15 protein-coding genes and 1 pseudogene are annotated in these 18,658 nt (G+C 69.6%); 7 read left to right on the forward strand and 9 right to left on the reverse strand.

Annotated elements, in window-relative coordinates; all coding sequences use genetic code 11:
* Positions 1–212 precede the first annotated feature (212 nt).
* The 3 genes and pseudogenes from AB0I10_RS35775 (at position 213) to AB0I10_RS35785 (ending at position 3,391) form a co-directional block, all read left to right on the forward strand.
* Positions 213–1,397, forward strand: coding sequence for an aromatic ring-hydroxylating dioxygenase subunit alpha (locus AB0I10_RS35775; protein ID WP_363156898.1), 1,185 nt, complete (start codon positions 213–215; stop codon positions 1,395–1,397).
* Between the two features lie 60 nt (positions 1,398–1,457).
* Positions 1,458–1,733, forward strand: a pseudogene (locus AB0I10_RS35780) (RidA family protein); the annotation flags it as partial.
* A gap of 158 nt (positions 1,734–1,891) precedes the next feature.
* Positions 1,892–3,391, forward strand: a complete 1,500-nt coding sequence (locus tag AB0I10_RS35785; RefSeq protein ID WP_363156899.1) for an SDR family NAD(P)-dependent oxidoreductase — start codon at positions 1,892–1,894, stop codon at positions 3,389–3,391.
* Here AB0I10_RS35785 and AB0I10_RS35790 read toward each other — a convergent pair.
* The 6 genes from AB0I10_RS35790 to AB0I10_RS35815 form a co-directional block, all read right to left on the reverse strand.
* Positions 3,370–3,774 carry a MerR family transcriptional regulator gene (locus tag AB0I10_RS35790; protein ID WP_363156900.1) on the reverse strand — a complete coding sequence of 135 codons (405 nt, stop codon included), beginning with the start codon at positions 3,772–3,774 and terminating at the stop codon, positions 3,370–3,372. The two genes, AB0I10_RS35785 and AB0I10_RS35790, sit on opposite strands and share 22 nt — an antisense overlap.
* A gap of 225 nt (positions 3,775–3,999) precedes the next feature.
* Positions 4,000–6,750 (reverse strand): fumarate reductase/succinate dehydrogenase flavoprotein subunit, encoded by a 2,751-nt coding sequence (locus AB0I10_RS35795; protein WP_363156901.1) that lies wholly within the window; start codon positions 6,748–6,750, stop codon positions 4,000–4,002.
* Between the two features lie 90 nt (positions 6,751–6,840).
* Positions 6,841–7,569 (reverse strand): ABC transporter ATP-binding protein, encoded by a 729-nt coding sequence (locus tag AB0I10_RS35800; protein ID WP_363156912.1) that lies wholly within the window; start codon positions 7,567–7,569, stop codon positions 6,841–6,843.
* A 50-nt stretch (positions 7,570–7,619) separates the two neighbouring features.
* Positions 7,620–8,447 carry an ABC transporter permease gene (locus tag AB0I10_RS35805; RefSeq protein WP_363156913.1) on the reverse strand — a complete coding sequence of 276 codons (828 nt, stop codon included), beginning with the start codon at positions 8,445–8,447 and terminating at the stop codon, positions 7,620–7,622.
* Positions 8,448–8,539: 92 nt separating this feature from the next.
* Positions 8,540–9,892: an ABC transporter substrate-binding protein gene (locus AB0I10_RS35810; protein ID WP_363156902.1), complete on the reverse strand. Its 1,353-nt coding sequence runs from the start codon at positions 9,890–9,892 to the stop codon at positions 8,540–8,542.
* Positions 9,893–9,905: 13 nt separating this feature from the next.
* Positions 9,906–10,133 (reverse strand): ferredoxin family protein, encoded by a 228-nt coding sequence (locus AB0I10_RS35815; protein ID WP_363156903.1) that lies wholly within the window; start codon positions 10,131–10,133, stop codon positions 9,906–9,908.
* A gap of 267 nt (positions 10,134–10,400) precedes the next feature.
* Between AB0I10_RS35815 and AB0I10_RS35820 the strand changes: the two genes are divergently transcribed.
* Positions 10,401–10,847 (forward strand): SRPBCC family protein, encoded by a 447-nt coding sequence (locus AB0I10_RS35820; protein WP_363156904.1) that lies wholly within the window; start codon positions 10,401–10,403, stop codon positions 10,845–10,847.
* A gap of 314 nt (positions 10,848–11,161) precedes the next feature.
* On the forward strand, positions 11,162–11,839 hold the full coding sequence (locus AB0I10_RS35825; protein ID WP_363156905.1) for an HNH endonuclease family protein: 678 nt from the start codon (positions 11,162–11,164) through the stop codon (positions 11,837–11,839).
* Positions 11,840–12,030: 191 nt separating this feature from the next.
* Here the strand turns inward: AB0I10_RS35825 and AB0I10_RS35830 are convergent, their stop codons facing one another.
* Positions 12,031–12,231, reverse strand: a complete 201-nt coding sequence (locus tag AB0I10_RS35830; protein WP_363156907.1) for a DUF1918 domain-containing protein — start codon at positions 12,229–12,231, stop codon at positions 12,031–12,033.
* 572 nt (positions 12,232–12,803) lie between these two features.
* Here AB0I10_RS35830 and AB0I10_RS35835 point away from each other — a divergent pair.
* Positions 12,804–15,254, forward strand: a complete 2,451-nt coding sequence (locus AB0I10_RS35835) for a SpoIIE family protein phosphatase (RefSeq protein WP_363156908.1) — start codon at positions 12,804–12,806, stop codon at positions 15,252–15,254.
* A gap of 138 nt (positions 15,255–15,392) precedes the next feature.
* Here the strand turns inward: AB0I10_RS35835 and AB0I10_RS35840 are convergent, their stop codons facing one another.
* Together AB0I10_RS35840 and AB0I10_RS35845 are read right to left on the reverse strand one after the other, a co-directional pair.
* On the reverse strand, positions 15,393–16,154 hold the full coding sequence (locus AB0I10_RS35840) for a maleylpyruvate isomerase family mycothiol-dependent enzyme (protein ID WP_363156909.1): 762 nt from the start codon (positions 16,152–16,154) through the stop codon (positions 15,393–15,395).
* Positions 16,155–16,425: 271 nt separating this feature from the next.
* Positions 16,426–17,529 carry an endonuclease/exonuclease/phosphatase family protein gene (locus tag AB0I10_RS35845; RefSeq protein ID WP_363156910.1) on the reverse strand — a complete coding sequence of 368 codons (1,104 nt, stop codon included), beginning with the start codon at positions 17,527–17,529 and terminating at the stop codon, positions 16,426–16,428.
* Positions 17,530–17,953: 424 nt separating this feature from the next.
* Here AB0I10_RS35845 and AB0I10_RS35850 point away from each other — a divergent pair, with 424 nt between their 5' ends.
* Positions 17,954–18,469, forward strand: a complete 516-nt coding sequence (locus tag AB0I10_RS35850; RefSeq protein WP_363156911.1) for a hypothetical protein — start codon at positions 17,954–17,956, stop codon at positions 18,467–18,469.
* The last annotated feature ends 189 nt before the right edge of the window (positions 18,470–18,658 follow it).

Raw genomic sequence — 18,658 nt, forward strand, 5'->3', positions numbered from 1 at the left:
GCGACGGTACGGGCATCCGCCCCCCGAGTGCTTGTCACTCTCCGGGGCGAGCCTGATCAGTGGGCATCAGGGGAGAGACAAAGAGTGAGCGAGGAGTGCGGCGCGGCTCAGCCCGCCCGCCGGCGTCCGTCAAGAGTGACCGACCGTCAAAACGGCGGACATCTGGGTTCTCCTCGTTCTGTCTCACTGACCTGCGTGCGAGGGAGCAGTACATGACCGAAGCCCAACCCGGAAGGGACGGGGCAATCACGGCCGGGTCGGCGAGTGGCCCGTACCCGTTGCCGGATCACCCTTCCGGAGAGATCACTGACCTCCGGCGCACCGGGATCAATCCGAATTTCTGGTACCCGGTCGCCGTGTCGGGGAGCGTGCCGAAGAACAAGACGTTCGCTGCCGTGTTCGCAGGTGAGCGGATCGCTTTGTATCGCGGTGAGGGCGGCGCGGTCTATGCCTTGGAGGACCGGTGTGCCCACCGTCAGGTACCGCTGAGCATGGGCGTTGTGGAAGGCGAGGCGCTGCGCTGCTGCTATCACGCCTGGGCCTACCGCGGGAACGGTCGCATCTCGCAGATCCCCTATCTTCCCAAGGGGGTCGACCAGCCGCCGCGTGGCGTGCGGGCCTTTCCGGTCCGCGAAGCGTACGGCCTCGTGTTCGTCTTCCCGGGCGATCCGGAGAAGGCGGCCGAGACACCGCTGCCCGAGTTGCCGGAGTTCGATTCGGCCAAGCACAAAACCATGACGTTTTCGCGCACCGTGCACTGCCACTACTCGTTCATGCACGAAAATCTGCTCGACATGAACCACCAGTTCCTGCATCGGGGTGTCCTCGGCAAGATCCAGCCCAAGCTCCTCGGGTACGACACCGGCCCGGACTTCGTGGAGGCCCGGTACCTGTTCGTCCATGCCGGCGGGAAAAAGGACCGCGGCGCCGGGCTGCTGTCCGCCGAAGGCATGAACGGCGGCTCATCGCCCGACGTCATCACCGTCCGCACCCAGTACCCCTACCAGACCCTGCAAGCGGTCCCTGAGAAGGCCGAGCTCCCGGCGTTCTCGCTCTGGGTGGCCTACGTACCCGAGAGAGCCGACCAGCGCACCAACCACGTCTTCGGTCTGCTCATGATTGCGAAGCCGCCGATCCCTGGGGCCCTTCATCTCGCCTGGCCGTTGATCCGGCGCTTCACCGAGCGGGTCTTTGCCGAGGACCGGATGGCCGTCGAGGCCGAGCAGCGGGCCTGGGACGAGCAGGGGGAGGACCGGAACCAAGAGGTGTTCCCGCTGATCCTGCATGTCCGCGACGTGCTGCGGGCCAACGGCGTTCCCCTCCGCCCCGGACCTGGGGACGGCGCTGGGTCTTGCGGGGGCAGTGCGGGACGACCGCCGTCTCTCACAAATGGTTAGTTCTGCGAAGCCGCGGACCCCGCCGGAGCGTGTCCGGTCTGCCACCGTTCAGCGCGGCTCGCCAGCCTGGCTGTGCTCGCCGGCCTCAAGCGGACCGTCGGCAGCCTCGACGCCGTGACGGCCTGGCTCACGGTGACCGGTTTCGTCAATGCCGAGCCCGGTTATCCGCAAACAACTCTCGTCATGAATGCCTGCTCGGACCTGATCCTGGCCTTGTACGGGCCGCAGGCGGGCAGTCAGCCCCGCACCGTCATCGGAGTCACGGCCCTGCCTCTTGATTTGCCCGTGATCGTCTCCGCGGAGGTCGAGGCAGCGTCGTCGGCTCTTCGTTCCTAGCTGCCGCGGTGACGGCACCCCGGTTCCTGTCTCGTCCACCGTGTGGTGATCGGCGCTCTGGGGCCCGCTCCTGCCGGGTTTGGCGGAGCCGCCCCCATTTACGTAAAGTTCCGCCGGAGCCTGAATAGAACAGACGATCCCACGAAAGCGGCACGGCGATGACGGTGACAGAGAACGGCCGGGCCGATGGCGCGGGAATCGACAGCATTGACGGTGTTGACGTCATTGACGGTATTGACTCGGAGCGGATGGCGGTCTGCCTGAGCGTGCTGGAGGAACTCGACGCGCTGCCGCTCGACCACCCCGACGCGATCGCCATACGCCGTGCCACCGCCGGCATCTTCCGGACGGTGAAGCAGCGTCGGCGGAAGGAACGCCGGGCGGCCAAGACGGCCAATGACAGGGCGGTGACCGAAGCGACGGCCACCGGAGCCGCCGACCGGATCGACGACGAGACCCTGGGCCTGGCCCTCGCCAGCTCCGTGACCACGGAGATAGCCGGGATCCTGCAGCGTCCCAGGTCCTGCTATGTCTGCAAGACGCGTTACGTCGAGGTCGACGCCTTCTACCACCAGCTCTGCCAGACCTGCGCCAAGGAGAACAGGGCACGCCGCGACGCCCGTACGGACCTCACCGGGCGGCGCGCACTGCTCACCGGCGGCCGGGCGAAGATCGGGATGTACATCGCGCTCCGGCTGCTGCGCGACGGCGCCCACACCACCATCACCACCCGCTTCCCGAACGATGCCGTCCGGCGCTTCAAGGCGATGCCGGACAGCGCGGACTGGCTGCACCGGCTGAAGATCGTCGGGATCGATCTGCGCGATCCGGCCCAGGTGATCGCGCTCGCCGACTCGGTGAGCGCCGAGGGCCCCCTCGACATTCTGATCAACAACGCCGCGCAGACCGTCCGCCGGTCGCCCGAGGCGTACGGACAGCTGGTCGCGGCCGAGTCCGCGCCCCTGCCGGCCGGGGAGCTGCCCGCATCCCTCGTCATCGGCCATTTCGGCAGCGGCGCCCCCGCGGCCCTGCCCGCCGCCTCGGTGGCCGGGCAGCCTTCGCTGACCGCCGAGAACCTCACCGCCCTCGCCCTGACCAGCGGCTCGGCCTCGCCCGCCCGCATCGAGGCGGGCACCGCGATCGACGCGGGCGGGCTGGTGCCGGACCTGCACGATTCCAACAGCTGGATCCAGAAGGTGGACGAGGTCGACCCGGTCGAGCTCCTCGAAGTCCAGCTGTGCAACATGACCGCGCCGTTCCTGCTGGTGAGCCGGCTGCGCCCGGCGATGGCAGCGGCCCCTGCGCGCCGTAAGTACGTGGTGAACGTCTCGGCGATGGAAGGCCAGTTCAGCCGCGGCTACAAGGGCGCCGGCCACCCGCACACCAATATGGCCAAGGCCGCGCTGAACATGCTCACCCGCACCAGCGCCCGGGAGATGCTGGAGACCGACGGCATCCTCATGACCGCCGTGGACACCGGCTGGATCACCGACGAGCGCCCGCATCCCGACAAGATGCGACTGGCCGAAGAGGGTTTCCATGCCCCGCTCGACCTGGTCGACGGAGCGGCCCGGGTGTACGACCCGATCGTCCGCGGCGAGCTCGGTGAGGACGTCTTCGGCTGCTTCCTCAAGGACTACGTGCCTGCGGCCTGGTGATCGGCCTGACCTGGTGACCGGTGGGCCTTGCCGCGCACCGCGTCGAGGTAGTCGGCCACGGCGTCCCTGTTGCGGGTCAGGCACTCGATGCGTTCGGTCATCTGATCCCGTTCGTGTTCCAGCGTGGCGAGCATCTCCGGTGTCGCGTCGGAGAAGTGGATGATCCGGGGCTTGTCGAGGCATGGGAGGATCTGCTTGATGATACGGGTCGGCAGCCCGGCATCGAGCAGTCCTCTGATCTGCATGACCCGGTCCACGAAGCGCTCGTCGTACTCTCGGTAGCCGTTCGGGGAGCGGTCGGCGGCGATCAGCCCCTGCTCCTCGTAGTAGCGCAGCAGTCGGCGGGGCGTGCCGGTGCGTTCCGACAGCTCTCCGATACGCATGTGATCCACCTCGGGTCTTGCTCATGCCTTGTCGCGTTGACCCTCACATCAATGTGAGGGTTTGAGTATATGTGTCAGGCGAACTCGCAGCACCCGATTGCCAGTTGAACCACCAGCTGAACCGCTAGACGAACCACCAGACGAACCGCCAGTTGATTCCCGGCCGAGCGCGTGTGCACGACGTCATGAGTCAGGCCCCCGTCGTCGTCGGCACGCGATCTTGCGTCAGCCCCTCGACGCGAGCCGTGCGTACGCGCGGACATCGGCGTCCGGGTCGTCTGTGACCGAGGCCAGCGCGCGGCGGGCGTCCTCGCGTCCGGAGTGGCCGCGCAGAGCCAGGACCCCTGCTTTGCGTACGTCCGCATGGGCGTCGGAGAGGGCGGAGAGCAGTGCGGGCACGGCGACCTGGGGTTCGGCGGCCGCCAGGGCCGCGGCGGCGCCGGCACGGACCTGCCAGGCCGCGTCACCCAGTGCCGCGACGGCCGCCGCGTCGTACGGCGGCGGGCAGCCCGTCGTGGCCAGAGCGGCCAGCGCTGCGGCCTGTACGAGGAGGTCCTCGTCGCGGATCGGTGTCGCCAGGTCGTCCGGGCCACCCACCGTGCCCAGCCCGTGCGCGGCGGCCACCCGGACCTCGCGTGCCGGGTCGGCCGCGGCAAGCCGGAGCTCGTCGGCGGCGTCGACGGAGACCAGTGCGCTCACGGCTTGGATGCGCACTTCCACGGCGGGGTCGGCGAGCGCTGCGGTGAACAGGGGCCGGTCGCCGAGGCGCAGTACGCGCAGCACATGCAGGGCCGCCGACCGGATGCCGGCGTCGGACCCGTACACGGCGGTGACCAGCGGCTCGCGCAGGTCGGGCGTCGGAGGCAGTACCTCGACCAGTTCACGCAGGGAGGCGCCGGCGGCCGTCCGTACGGCCGCGTCGGCGTCGGTGAGGGCCGCGGCGAGGGCCGGTCCGGTGCCGGGTGGGACGCTTTCGGTGAGCGTGGCGACGGCGGCGCGGCGGACGGCCGGGTCGGGGTCGGCGAGGTAGGGGCGCAGCGCCGGGAGCTCCGGCTGCTCCTCGGCGAGGGCGAGGAGTTCGAGGATGCGGGGGGAGGGGGCGGTCCGTGTCCCGGGAGCGGCCCCGGTCACGGGGTCGGAGCCGGGACCGGTCGCGGAGCCGGGGCCTGCCGTCCCGCCGTTCGCCCCCACCGGCGGCGTATCGCGCGCCCCTGCCGTGGCGACCTGTTCCGGGTGGACCTCGCCGATGAAGCGGGACGCGCCGCCCGCCGGGGCGTACTCGTCGACCGGGACGAGGTACGGATCCACCGGGCGGGCGGTGAACTCCATCGTTCCGGTACGGGATTTGCGCAGGTCGAGGTGGTGCAGCCAGTTCGTGTCGTCGCTCTCGGGGTGGTCCGTGCGCTCGTGGTAGAGGCCCCAGCGGGACTCGGTGCGGGCCAGGGACGACCGGGCGGCCATCTCCGCGCAGTCGCGGATGAAGGTGACCTCCGCGCAGCGCATCAGCTCGTGCGGAGTGCGCGCGCCCATGGCGGCGATGTCGGTGCGCATCCGCTCGAAGTGCTCGACGGCCAGCGACAGGCGGGCGCCGCTCTTGGGCGGGGCGACGTAGTCGTTGACGAAGCGGCGGAGCTTGTACTCGACCTGGGGCTGCGGCGGACCGTCGGGGTTGCGCAGCGGCCGGTAGACCAGTTCGTGGGCATCGCGCAGCTGGTCGCTGGGCAACTCGCCTTCGTACGCGCTGAATTGGGCGGCGTCCGCCCCCGCCAGGTCACCGAAGACGAACGCGCCGATCATGTAGTTGTGTGGGACGCAGGCCAGGTCCCCGGCCGCGTACAGCCCCGGCACCGTCGTGCGGGCATGGTCGTCGACGCGTACGCCCGACGCCGAATGCCCGCCGCACAGGCCGATCTCCGAGATGTGCATCTCCACGTCGTGGGTGCGGTAGTCGTGGCCGCGCCCGGCGTGGAAGGTGCCGCGGGTGGGGCGTTCGGTGGTGTGCAGGATCGTCTCCAGGGCGGCGACCGACTCCTCGGGGAGGTGGCTGAGCTTCAGATAGACCGGGCCGCGTTCGGAGGCGACCTCGGCGGCGAACTCGGCCATCATCCGGCCCGACCAGTAGTCGGAGTCGACGAACCGCTCGCCGTGCCGGTTGACCTGGTAGCCGCCGAAGGGATTGGCGACATAGGCGCAGGCGGGGCCGTTGTAGTCCTTGATCAGCGGATTGATCTGGAAGCATTCGATGCCGGTCAGCTCGGCGCCCGCGTGGTAGGCCATGGCGTAGCCGTCACCCGCGTTGGTGGGGTTCTCGTACGTGCCGTAGAGATAGCCGGAGGCGGGTAGGCCCAGGCGGCCGCAGGCACCGGTCGCGAGGATCACCGCGCCGGCGCGGACCGTGACGAAGTGCCCCGTGCGGGTGTGGAAGCCCGCCGCGCCGACCGCCCGGCCGCCGGCGGTCAGCACCCGCACCGGCATCACCCGGTTCTCGATGCGGATCCGTTCACGCATCTCACGTCGCCGCAGCTGCCGGTAGAGGACCTTCTTGACGTCCTTGCCCTCCGGCATGGGCAGCACGTACGAGCCCGAGCGGTGCACCTGGCGCACCGCGTACTCGCCGTGTTCGTCCTTCTCGAACTTCACGCCGTACGACTCCAGCCGCTGCACCATCGCGAAGCCGCGGGTCGCGGTCTGGCGGACGGTGGACTGGTCGACGATCCCGTCGTTGGCGCGGGTGATCTCGGCGACGTAGTCGTCGGGTTCGGCGCGGCCGGGGACGACGGCGTTGTTGACGCCGTCCATGCCCATCGCGAGCGCCCCGGAGTGGCGGACGTGCGCCTTCTCCAACAGCAGGACGGACGCACCGTGTTCGGCGGCGGTGAGCGCCGCCATGGTGCCGGCGGTGCCGCCGCCGATGACGAGGACGTCGCAGGACAGTTCCTCGGCGGCGTCGAGGGCGGGGATGGCGGGGATCTCCATGGCGGTGCCTTTCGGTTGCCGGACCGTGTCACATGCGTGCCGGCCGCATACGGGGACGTGCAAGGGTGGGGTGAGCCCCGGGCCGGGCGGTCAGGTTTCCGGCCCGTCGCCCAAGGACGCGAGGACCTCGCGGCGCAGTGCGACCGTCGCCGGGTCGGCGTGCGCCTCGCGTTCACGCGGCCGCGGTACGTCCAGCACCCGGCCGGTGCCCAGCAGCGCCACCCGGTCGCCGAGGAACAGCGCCTCGTCCACGTCGTGCGTGACGAAGACGACGGTGGCGTGCGTACCGCGCAGTGCCGTCACCAGCACCTGCTGCATCCCCGCCCGGGTCTGCGCGTCGAGCGCGCCGAAGGGCTCGTCCATCAGGACGGCGCGCGGCCGTCCGGCAAGCGCGCGGGCCAGCTGAGCGCGCTGGCGCTGACCGCCGGAGACATGATGCGGCAGGCGGCCGGCGTGCTCGGTGAGGCCGACCCGGGCCAGCCAGTCGCCGGCCCGGGCGCGGCGCTCCGCACGCGCCACGCCACCGATGGCCAGCGGGAGTTCGACGTTGGCCCGAAGGGTGCGCCAGGGCAGCAGCGCGTCCTCCTGGAATACCAGCGCACGGTCTGCGGCGGGCCCGTCGATGGGCTCGCCGTCCTGGCTCAGCCGGCCGCCGAGCGGCGGCAGCAGACCGGCCAGGGTGCGGAGCAGCGTGGACTTGCCGCAGCCGGACGGGCCGACGACGGTGAGGATCTCGCCCGGGGCGACATCCAGGTCCAGGCCGTGCAGAACGGGCGTGCCGGGCCGGCCGAGAACGGCGTCGGCGAGGGTGAGCCGCATGCCGTTTCCCGGGGCCTTGGTGGGGACTGCCGCGGTGATGTCGGTGCTGGTCACGATGGGCCTCTCTCACCAGCGGCCGCCGGCCGGGCGGCCCGCCATCGGCCGCGCCTCGGATATGTCCCCGGTGCGCCGTTCGCCGTGCGTGGCAGCCACCGCGTCACCCGCCGCCCCAGTACCTCGACCGCCGTGGAGGTGAGCCAGCCGAGCAGGCCGATGGTGGCCATTCCCACGAAGACGCCGGGGTAGTCGACGACCGTGTAGTCCTGCCAGGTGCGATAGCCGACGCCGTACTCGCCGGAGATCATCTCGGCGGAGATCACACAGATCCACGAGACGCCGACACCCACCGACAGCCCGCCGAGGATCCCGGGCAGGGCTCCCGGCAGCACCACCGACCACAACACGCGCCACCGCCCACCGCCCATGGTGCGAACCGCCTCCTCCCACACGGGCGTCAGCGCTCGCACCGCGTGCCGGGTGGAGACCGTGACCGGGAAGAACGCCGCGGCGAACGTGATGAAGACGATGCCCTGCTCATTGCTGGGGAACAGCAGGATCGCCACCGGCACCAGCGCGATCGCCGGTATCGGGCGCAGGATTTCGAGCAGCGGACCGAACAGATCGGAGACGAGGGAGGAGCGGGCGAGGGCGGTGCCGACGGTGACGCCGAGGACGGCCGCGAGGGCGAAGCCGCCGAGGATCCGGGTCAGGCTGTCGGTGAGGTCCTGCCAGTACGCGGGGCCGCCGAGCCGGCCGGCGAGCTCGCGAGCCGTCTCGGTGACCGTCGGGAACTGCGAGAACCGCAACCACAGATCCACCCGGAACTGGGCCAGCAACTGCCAGACGGCGAGCGCCCCGAGGACCGAGGCGGCACGCAGGGCACCGCGGGCCCAGGGCCGACGGCGCCGGCCGGCCCGTCCCGGACCGATGGCCGCCGGCGCGGACCCCGTACGGGCGGCGACGGGCGCGCTCACCGGGTCTGATCCAACGCCGCGGCGTAACCGATGACCTGCGCACCGGAGTGGCGCCGCGTCCAGGCATCGGCGGTGGCCCGGGTGGCGAAGGGCAGCAGCCGTGCGCCGTCACGCACCCAGACCGACTTGTCGGCGAACCACCGGGTGCCGGTCGTCGCGTCGGCCACATACGCGGCCCGTACGGTCCCGCGGTGCGCGGCGACGAACCGCAACAGGGCGGCCGGGCCGGCGAAGGAGCGGGTGCGGTCCTCGCCGCGCAGCCACACCTCGTCGGCCGACGGGTGCGCGGTGGAGCGCAGCGACTTGGCGTACCCGCTGCCGTAACTCTCCCTGACATAACGGTCATCGACAAACGAGTCGACATCGACCGGCCCTGTCAGCTTGGCCGCCCGCAGCACCGATACATTCTTCTTCAGCGCGGCGATCAGCTGCGGTTTGAGGGTGGGGTCGAAGGTGGCGATGCCGCCCGCGCCGTTGTAGAGGTAGACCACCTCGGGCGGCAGCCCGGTGGCCTTCGAGACCTGCTTGGCGGCCGCGACCGGGTGGGTCTGCAGGTAGCGGGTCGTGTCCCGCTGGGCGGCGAGGAACGCCTTGACCACAGCCGGGCGTTGGCCGGCGAAGCGGCTCCGTACGGTCACTCCGTGGAAGGTGGGCACACCGAGCGCGCCCCCGTCGAACAGCGCCTGGGCCTTGCCCTGGAAGGCGAGCAGCCCCGGCCAGGCCACGAACTGCGAGAGGGCGTCCATGCTGCCCGACTGGAGCGCCGAGGCACCCACGGCCGGCTGCTGGTTGAGCTTGCGGATGTCCTGGTCCGGGTCGATCCCGGCCCGCCGCAGGGCCCGTACGAGAGTGCCGTCGGAGGCCGATCCGACGCTGCTGGAGACCTTCTTGCCACGCAGGTCCGACAGCGTACGCAGAGGCGAACCCGGTTTGGTGACAATGGTGTTGAGCGCACCGCGCAGGTTGTAGCCGGTGACCGAGACCAGCCGGGTCGGGGCGTTGAGCTGCTTGCCGCGGGCGGCGTTGATGAGCAGCGGGAAGTCGCCCATCGAGCCGATGTCGACCTTCCCGGCGACCATCTGCGCGGTGATCGGCGCACCGGTCGCGTAATCCTGCCACTCCACCTTGTACGTCTTGCCGTCGCGCTTGCCCTGTGCGCGCAGTTCACGTTCGAAGTAGCCGAGCGAGCGCAACAGGGTGCCGCCGGTGACGGTGTTGATGGTCTTGGACTGGTAGCCGACGGTCACCGTGACGGTCTTGCCGTCGCCCGCCTCGGCGTTGCCGCCGCAGCCGGTGACAGCGAGCGGAAGGAGCAGGACCGCGGCCGCCAGAGGGATGGTGCGCTTCATGGGGAGGTGCCTCTCATCGCAGCAAATAGGGCATGTTCACCGTGACCGCGCCAGTGGGACAGCGAGCGGCGCACGGGCCGCAGTACCAGCACTCGTCGACGTGCATGTACGCCTTGTCGCTGGCCGGGTCGATGGCGAGCGAGTCGAGCGGGCACATGTCGACGCACAGCGTGCAGCCGTCGATGCACTTGGATTCGTCGATGGTCACCGGCACGTCGGCGCGTTGGGGCGTGAGAGGCATGGGGTCTCCAGGGCATGGGCGGGGGGCTCGGGTCTGGCGGACCATACCGACGTGTTCCGATGAGTGGTGTTGCTGCAGTGTTGCGCCACCGACGGCCCTGCGGGCAGCGGCTGTGACCTGGTGGTTCAGGGCTGCCAGGGCGAGATCTGCCACCGGGTGGTGACAGGTCTGAGCACGCCCCGATGCCTGGCCGCACAGCCTGGCGCGTCCGCCACCCTCGTGGGATCATTTGTAAGAAAGCACAATAAAGAACAACAAAGGGGCGAAATGACTGCGATCAAGGAAACCATCGACATATCCCGCCGTCCCGAAGACGTCTTCTCCTACGTGACCGACCTGTCCCACCTTCCCGAGTGGCAGGAGAGCGCCGTGTCCGTGAGCCCGGTGGGCGACGCTCCGCTCACAGTGGGTTCGCGCGTCGTGGTGACCCGGCGGATCGGCCATCGGGAAATCCCGATGACCACGGAGGTGACCGAGCTGGATCCGCCGAGGAGCTGGCGCCTCGACGGAGTCGACGGCCCGGTCAGAGGTCATGTGCACGGCACGATCGAGCCGCTCGGCAACGGTGAGCGGTCGCGCATGACCTTGTCCCTCGAATTCGAGACGCACGGGATCGGCAAGGTGCTCGCTCCGCTCGTCGCCCGTCCGCAGATACGGAAGGAGATGCCGAGGAACGAGCAGAAGCTGAAGGGGCTGCTTGAGGGGAACGCGTAGCGTCAGGGGAACGCGCAATCGAAACAGGTAAACGAAACAGGTAAACGGAGCAGGTAAACGGGACAGGTAAACGGAACAGGTAAGGACCTGGACGACCTGAACGAGGGTCTAGCCGGGGGGCTCCGGGCGCTGTCCGCGCACTGGCCGTGAGGGGGCACGGAGGGGCGGAGCCGGCTCACCCGCAGGTGTGAGGAGGTTCTGCCCCGGCGAACGGCCCTCCAATTCCGGCCGTCAATGACTGGATTACGTGCGACTCGCCCACCATGGGGTGAATGTTGGCATAGGGAATCGTTTCGCTTGGCTATGACCCATGCATGCCAAGTAGCCACTGGTGGCGCCGAGTTGCCGCCGCAGCAGCCTCCCTGGTCCTCCTCGGTCTCCCCGCCACTCCCTCCGCCGCAGCAGTCACGCCCGAAACTGCCGCTTCCCGCCTGGCTCCGCCGGAACTTCCGGAGCCCTCTCCCGTCGAAGTGGCCCGCAAGGAGCTGGCCGGGCTTCAGGTCGAGCCTCCGCATTCGATGGACGGCTACAGCCGCACCAAGTTCCCGCACTGGATCAAGCAGGAAGGGCAGTGCGACACCCGCGAGGTCGTTCTCGCCCGCGACGGCGATGCCGTCGAGCAGGACGAGAAGTGCCGGGCCGTCTCCGGGAGTTGGTTCAGCGAGTACGACGACAAGATGCTCACGTCGTCAGGGCAGATCGACATCGACCACATGGTGCCGCTGGCCAACGCCTGGCGCTCCGGTGCGGACGAATGGACCCCGCAGAAAAGGAAGACCTTCGCCAACGACCTGGAGGAGCCGCAGCTGATCGCGGTCTCCGCGTCCAGCAACCGGCAGAAAGGTGACAAGTCACCGGACCAGTGGGCCCCGCAGTACTCGTACTGGTGCACCTACGCACGGGCCTGGATCGACATCAAGTACCTCTACCAACTGAACGTGACCGAGCCGGAGACGGACAAGCTCACCGAAATGCTGTACACCTGCCGGTAGTGAGTCGTGGGGAAGGCGCCGCCCGCAGCAAGACGGCCTGGTAGCTCGCCACCAGGCCGTCTCGCGCGCAGTCCGTACCGACGGTGCTCAGCCGACGGTGCTCCGCTGATGTGGGAGAAGCCGCCTAGGGTCTGTCCGATGGGTCAGGGTCGGAAACGCCGCGGGCCCGGCCATGACCCATCGGACAGGCCCTAGTCCATGTCTTCCGCGGCGAAGTGCCGAACGACCGTGTCCGGACCGGGGCTCATGAGGGTTTCGTGGCCGTCCTCGAACCGGACGCGGTAGGGCGGTGTGCCGCTTTCCCCCAATACCTCGATGATCTCTGCGGTTCGGTCATGCTGACCGACGATCCGTCCATGAACAAGGAGCCGGTCACCCACGCTCGCCTGCATACTCGCCCTCCTCGTACGTCTCGGCGGCACCTGTCGCCGAACACCGCGGACGTACCCATGCCAATCGGGAGGTATGCGCTGTGCCACCCGAATGGTGAGGTGCCGGCTCCTGACGCTCTGCCGGACCGGCCGCCGCCCTGCCGCCACTCGATTGGCGCACACGGCATCCGACGAGGCGCCGGGGGGATCCGCACCGGCGCCGTGGCGTTGGTGCCGGCCGGAGCGGCTGTCTGGTCCGGTCCTCCCGGCGGGGAACGGCTGCCCGGCCGCCTTGGTGCATGTCGGCCGCGGAGGCGGATCACATCGCGGCGGATCGCCGAGCTTCGCCGCCGCGACGGGGCACCGAGGTACCGCACGTCGGCGGGCCCGGTGACCGGAGCCGCTGACGGCGGTGCGGCGGTGTGGCGGGCAAGGTGACGCCCTGCTCCGCGAGCGCGACGGAAAGCGAGGATTGTCCCCGAGGCCGATACTGGGTTCAGCAGCGCAGGTGCTGCCACCGGATCACGGTGGGGAGTCACCCCGGGCGGCGCCGCGTGGTCCCGGTCCCACTCGGAAGGCACAAGGTGGTGGTGATGGACGCATCGCTGTCGACGTTCAGCGAGGGGCCGGAAGATCCCTTCGCGGTGCGTCGCGCAGCCTCGGTCGTCCTCGATCCTCACGCACGGATCGTCGGGTGGAGCGGGCGGGCCGAGGAACTGCTCGGCTATGCGCCTGAGGACGTGCTGGGCCGGTCGGCGGACGGCGTCCTGACGGACAACCCCAGTGACCGTGCGGTCGTCATGGAGGCGGTGGCCGCATGCACCCGCGACCAGGGGTGGTTCGGCATCGTGCCCCTGCGGCACCGCGACGGTCACCGCGTGGAGATGGGGTGCCGCGCCCGGGTCGTCATAAGACCTGACTCCACCTACGAGTGGTACCTCGTCGGTGCCCCGGCGCAGGAGGTGGTCCAATGGGAGACCGACCGGTCGGTCCTGGACGGGCTGTTCCGCCGGTCGCCGATCGGACTGGCGGTTTACGCTCCGGACCTGAGCATTCTGCGGGTGAACCGGGCGATCGCGAAGTTCAGCGGGGCCCCGGCCGAGCTGCACCGCGGCCTGCGCGCCAGCGACTTCCTCTTCCAGGCGGACGCGGACACGGTGGAGGCCCAGCTACGGGAAGTGCTGGAGTCGGGGAAATCCTCGATCTTCGCCGAGCAGCCCTGCCGTATCCTCACGGCCCCCGACCAGGAGCTGGTCGCATCGGCATCGGCGTTCCGGATGCAGGACTCCGCCGGCCGGGTCCTCGGCGTGGCGCAGACGGTCGAGGACGTGACCGACCGCTACCGGGCCCGCCGGCGCCTGGCGCTGCTCAACGAGGCCAGCGCCCGCATCGGGACCACGCTCGACGTGGCGACCACCGCCCGTGAACTGGCCGAGGTGGCGGTGCCCGACCTGGCCGACTACGTTTCCGTCGACCTGCTGGAGCCGGTCAACCGTGGCGAGGAGCCGGTTCCAGGGACGTACGGAGAAGTGCACAGGATGGCGATCCGCGGCGTCTCACCAGAGGCGTCGCAGGTGATGTACCCGGTGGGCGAGACGTTTTCCTTTCCACCGCAGGCTCCGCACATCCGGTGCCTGGTCGAGCGACGCCCGGTCCTCGAAACGTACCGGGGCAGCCATCTTCCGTGGCTGGCCGAGGATCCCGAGCGGTCCGAGCGCGTGCTCAGCGAGGGTCTCCACTCATTGATGGTGGTGCCGCTGGCGGCGCGCGGGCTGGTGCTGGGCACGCTCGGCCTGTGGAGGTCGCGACGGCCGGAGCCGTTCGAGGAGGACGATCTCACTCTCGCGGAGGAGCTCGCCTCCCGCGCCGCGCTGTGCATCGACAACGCCCGCCGCTACACCCAGCAGCACCAGGCCGCGCTCACCCTCCAGCACAGCCTGCTCCCAGGAGAGGTGCCCGGACACCCGGCGGCCGAGGTCGCCCACCGCTACCGGCCGGCCGACCCGGCGGCGGGCGTCGGCGGCGACTGGTTCGACGTCATTCCGCTCTCCGGGCTCCGCGTCGCCCTCGTCGTCGGAGACGTGGTCGGCCACGGCACCCACGCCGCGGTCACCATGGGGCGGCTGCGCACCGCGGTACACACTCTGGCCAACCTCGACCTCGCTCCGGACGAGGTACTCGCGCACCTCGACGCCCTCGTGGACCGGCTGGCCGTCGAGCAGGAGGCGACCGACGCGCATTCCCCTCAGCTGATCGGCGCGACCTGCCTCTACGCGATCTACGACCCGGTCTCCCGCCGCTGCACCCTGGCCCGCGCGAGCCATCTGCCGCCCGTGGTGGTCACCCCGGACGGACAGGCCAGCATCCCCGACGTACCCGCAGGCCCGCCGCTCGGTCTGGGCGGGCTGCCGTACGAGACCACCGAGCTGGAACTGGCCGAAGGCAGCCTCCTGGCCCTGTACACCGACGGCCTTGTCGAGGCCCGCGAGCAGGACGTCGACGAGGGGCTGGCGCAGCTGCGCGCGGCGCTGACCGTGCCCGCTCGCACGGTGGAGGAGACGTGCGCGGCGGTCGAAGAAGCGATGCTGCCCGAACGCCCCGCCGACGACGTCGCGCTGCTCATCGCCCGCACCCGAGCCCTGGCGACAGAGAAGGTGGCCACGTGGGAGCTGCCCGCAGAGCCCACCGCCGCCGCCGAGGCACGAAATCTGACAACACGTCAACTCGCCGAGTGGCAGCTGGACGAGATGGCCGTCACCACCGAACTCATCGTCAGTGAACTCGTCACCAACGCCTACCGCTACGCCGCCGGGCCGATAACCCTGCGACTCATCCGGCACTGCGACCTCATCTGTGAAGTCTCCGACGGGAGCAGCACCTCCCCGCACCTGCGCCAGGCCCGCAGCACGGACGAGGGCGGCCGCGGCCTCTTCCTGGTCGCCCAGCTCGCCCAGCGCTGGGGCACCCGCTACGTAGGCGACGGCAAGACCATCTGGGCCGAACAACCGCTGCATATGCCTGCGCCGAAGAGGCCGGCGAGGTGATCGGATGACCGCGGGGCCGTGCCGGATCCGCCGGATCTGCCATATCCGCTGCGTCCGTTGAAGTTGAATTCGCCGAGTCCGCCGAGTCCGCCGAGTCCGCCGAGTCCGCCGAATCCGTTCGGAGAGCCGAAGACGTCCTCAGATCCAGTAGGGGGCCCTGGGTACCGCGTTGGCGCCGGAGACGGTCAAGGCCGATCCGCGTGAGCGTCCGCTGACCCAGGCGAGCAGATCCCCCAGACGGCCTGTGATGACCGGTCCGCCGGTACCGATTTCCCGGGTCAGGTCCACATCGGTCGCTTCGATACGTAGCGCCTCGGTCCCCTCCCGCTGCGAGAGGGTGCCGACGACGTCGTCGACGATCCAGCGAGCGGCCGACTCCGGAACGTCTGAGAAGGCGTATCCCGCGGCCAAGTCGGCGTGGTGCACCTCCAGTTCGCGCAGCCGGGCGTGTACCAGCCGCTCGGGTGTGCACAGTTCTCCGGTGCGCGGTCGGATCCGGGCGCGCCACGCCGGTCCGGGGAGCGAGCGCACCGCTTCTTCGAAGCGCGCGGCGCTGTCCACGACGTCGCTGATCAGTTCGGCCACCGGTCGCGCCGCACCGGCCTCGATCTCGGCGGCTCGGGCATCCATGCTCGCGTACTGCGGAGTCTCGACACCGGTGCGCGCCCACTCAAGCAGCCGGCAGAGGCTGTCCGCCGCACGCGCCACATGGGTGATGACATGGCCACGAGTCCACGGTGGTATGAGAGTTGACTCGCCGGTCTGCGCATCCGTCAAGCCCGAGACGGTGGAAAGGAACCGATCCGTCGATTCAGAGACCGGGCCCAGCAATGCGCTTCCGTGCACGCCGATCTTCCTTCTCGGTAGGTGTGGGTGGCCGCTCGGGGCCCTTCGCTGCATTCACTGCATCTTCCGTAATAAGGAATGTCGATACCGCATTGCGGTACGCGGATGCGACTGTAGGGACCCACACCTTGATGGTCAACCTCCTTGCGGCGATCGGCTCCTGTGCGGGCGGCTTGGGGGAATGGGGTAACTCGGGGTCGGGGTCGGGGGCGCTGGCGGACCGCGCCGACCCGGCCGAGACGCTGGCCGCCTCGGCCGGGTCGTCGGGCGCGGATCGCTCGGGCCCACTGACGGACGTGGGACCGGCGAGCGCACCGTCGAGGCTTCACATGTCGAGGTCCGCGTACAGCGCCGCGTGATCGGATGCCCGGTTGGCCTTCGAGGTGACGGTGTCGAACGACTTGAAGGTGCGAGGCGCCCAGATTCCGCGCCGTTCCACCTCCACCGCCTGCACTTGCTCCCACAGGTCCGGCGAGAACATCAGGTAGTCGAACTTCTGCTTGAGCGACTGGCCTGTGGCAAAGGTGCCGGGCGCTCCCGTGTAACTGATGTGGGTCATCGCGTCCTGCAAGCCGGCGTCCAGGAGGAACGCGAGCGGCTCGCTGTCCGGGGTGTCGTTGAGATCTCCGGCGACCACGACGCTCGCGGAGCGCCTGAGTGCGGCCTTGTAGATGTCCTTGACCCGCTCGGCCTGGAGCTTGCGTCTGGTGGCACTGGCGCCGGCGCTGCCGAACCCCTTGCTCTTGAAGTGGTTGCCCAGGATCCACAGCGGCTTCCCGCCCTTGAGCTCGACCTCGAACTCCGGACAGTCCCGGCTGAAGATCGTCCGGCCGGCCTTGGTGTCGAAGATGTGCGACCGTATGGAGGTGATGGGGCGGCGGCTGAACAGCCCGACATCGATGCCGCGGCTGTCGTTGCCGTCGATCAGCATGTTGAACGGATACCGCTTGGCGCCCATCACGTCGGCCAGCACTTGCTCGTTGAAGCGGTGCAGAGCGAGCCGGTCCTCGACCTCGACCGTGAGCAGCACGTCGGCGTCGACCTCGGCGATCACCCGGGCGGTGTTCCGGACGGCCTCCCAGTCGAGGTCGTCACGGACGAGCTCGGCCCAACCGACCCAGCCGGCCCGCCCCTTGGCGGTGATCTCGATGACGCCGCCCCGCCCGGATTTGAAGAGCTTGGCGCCGCCGCGGGTCTCGTTCACCAGGATCGGCCGGGTCTTCGACTGGGAGTCGGGGACGTCGTACTTCTGGAGTATCTCGATGATGTGGTTCTTGTCCTCGGCCGTGTAGGTCTCGTGGTCGAGGAGGGAGACCAGGGTCGCGAAGTCCTCCAGCGTCTGCTGTCGCTTCTCTACGTCCTCAAGTGCGAAAACGCGGGGCCGGCGGAAGAGGTTCTCGGTGTTGAAGGTGGCGATACGGACGGTCATGGCGCCTCCTCAAGCGGCGCAGGACTGCGCAGCCGGCGGAACAGGCGCCGCCGAGGTAACTGCTCGCCGACACTCCAAATTGTCCGAGTGCGGGTGACTCCTGTCCAACGGAGCGGGAACCGGGCCGGAGGCCGGTTCGGGCGGTCGTCCTGGGGCCGGCTGCGGTCGGGGTACGAACGGTGACGCGCTGGTCGAACCGCAGCGGCATCACAGTCGAACCACAGCGGCGTCACATGGGTGAGCGGCCGCGGCAGTCAGGATCTGCCACTTCTTCTTGCTGCAGTGAGGGTGCAACAGGCAGCGCCACGGCGTTGGTGCGATTCGATCCACCCCGGGTGCTGCTACATCTCGTAGGCATCTCTCATACATCTCCCATACATCTTTCATGCGTCCGACCGCCCTCCTGCCCCTGTGAGGTGGCCCCTTGTCCGACAACATCACCGAATCCGTGCCTCCTGGCCGACGGCAAGGCCTGCAGCGGCTGCTGTTCGGCGGGGTCTATGGATCGGTACTCGCCAGCGCCCTGGTGGCCGCCTTGGCCCACGACAGCGGCCCGGAGGATCCGGGATATGACGCACTGTGGGTATTGCTGGCGGCCGTGGCATCGGCCGCGGCGCACGGCTACGCACACGCCATCGCTCACCGAACGGCGGACGAGTCGCCGGTCGCCATCAGCGCCGTACGGTCGATGCTGACCGAGTGGCCGCTGGTAGTCGCGGTATTGCCGACGACGGCCGTGCTGCTCGGTGCGTACGCGGGATGGTGGACAGAAGGGACTGCGGAGGAAGCCGCCCTGACCATCAACACGGTGGCGCTGTTCGGATGGGGCGTGTGGGCGGCCCGGGTGGCAGGACGGGGCTGGGTGGCGGCCTGCCGGGTCGGTGGCGTGGACATGCTGCTCGGGCTGTTCATCGTCGGTGCGAACGTACTGAGCAAGTAGCGGTTCGTTCGGCGGTGACGGTGAGTCAACTCCGATATGACGGCCCCGTGCCCCTCGGGCGTTACCGCGCCAGGGTTTCCTGATCGGGGCGCTGGGTGGGGGGGGGGGGGGGGGGGCCGGGGCGTGGTGGGGCGGTGCGGGGTGGGGGTGTGATTGGTGTTGGTGGGGGCGGTGCGGTCGGAGACGCCG

Source organism: Streptomyces sp. NPDC050636 (genome assembly GCF_040654775.1).
In the GTDB taxonomy this organism is placed as follows: domain Bacteria; phylum Actinomycetota; class Actinomycetes; order Streptomycetales; family Streptomycetaceae; genus Streptomyces.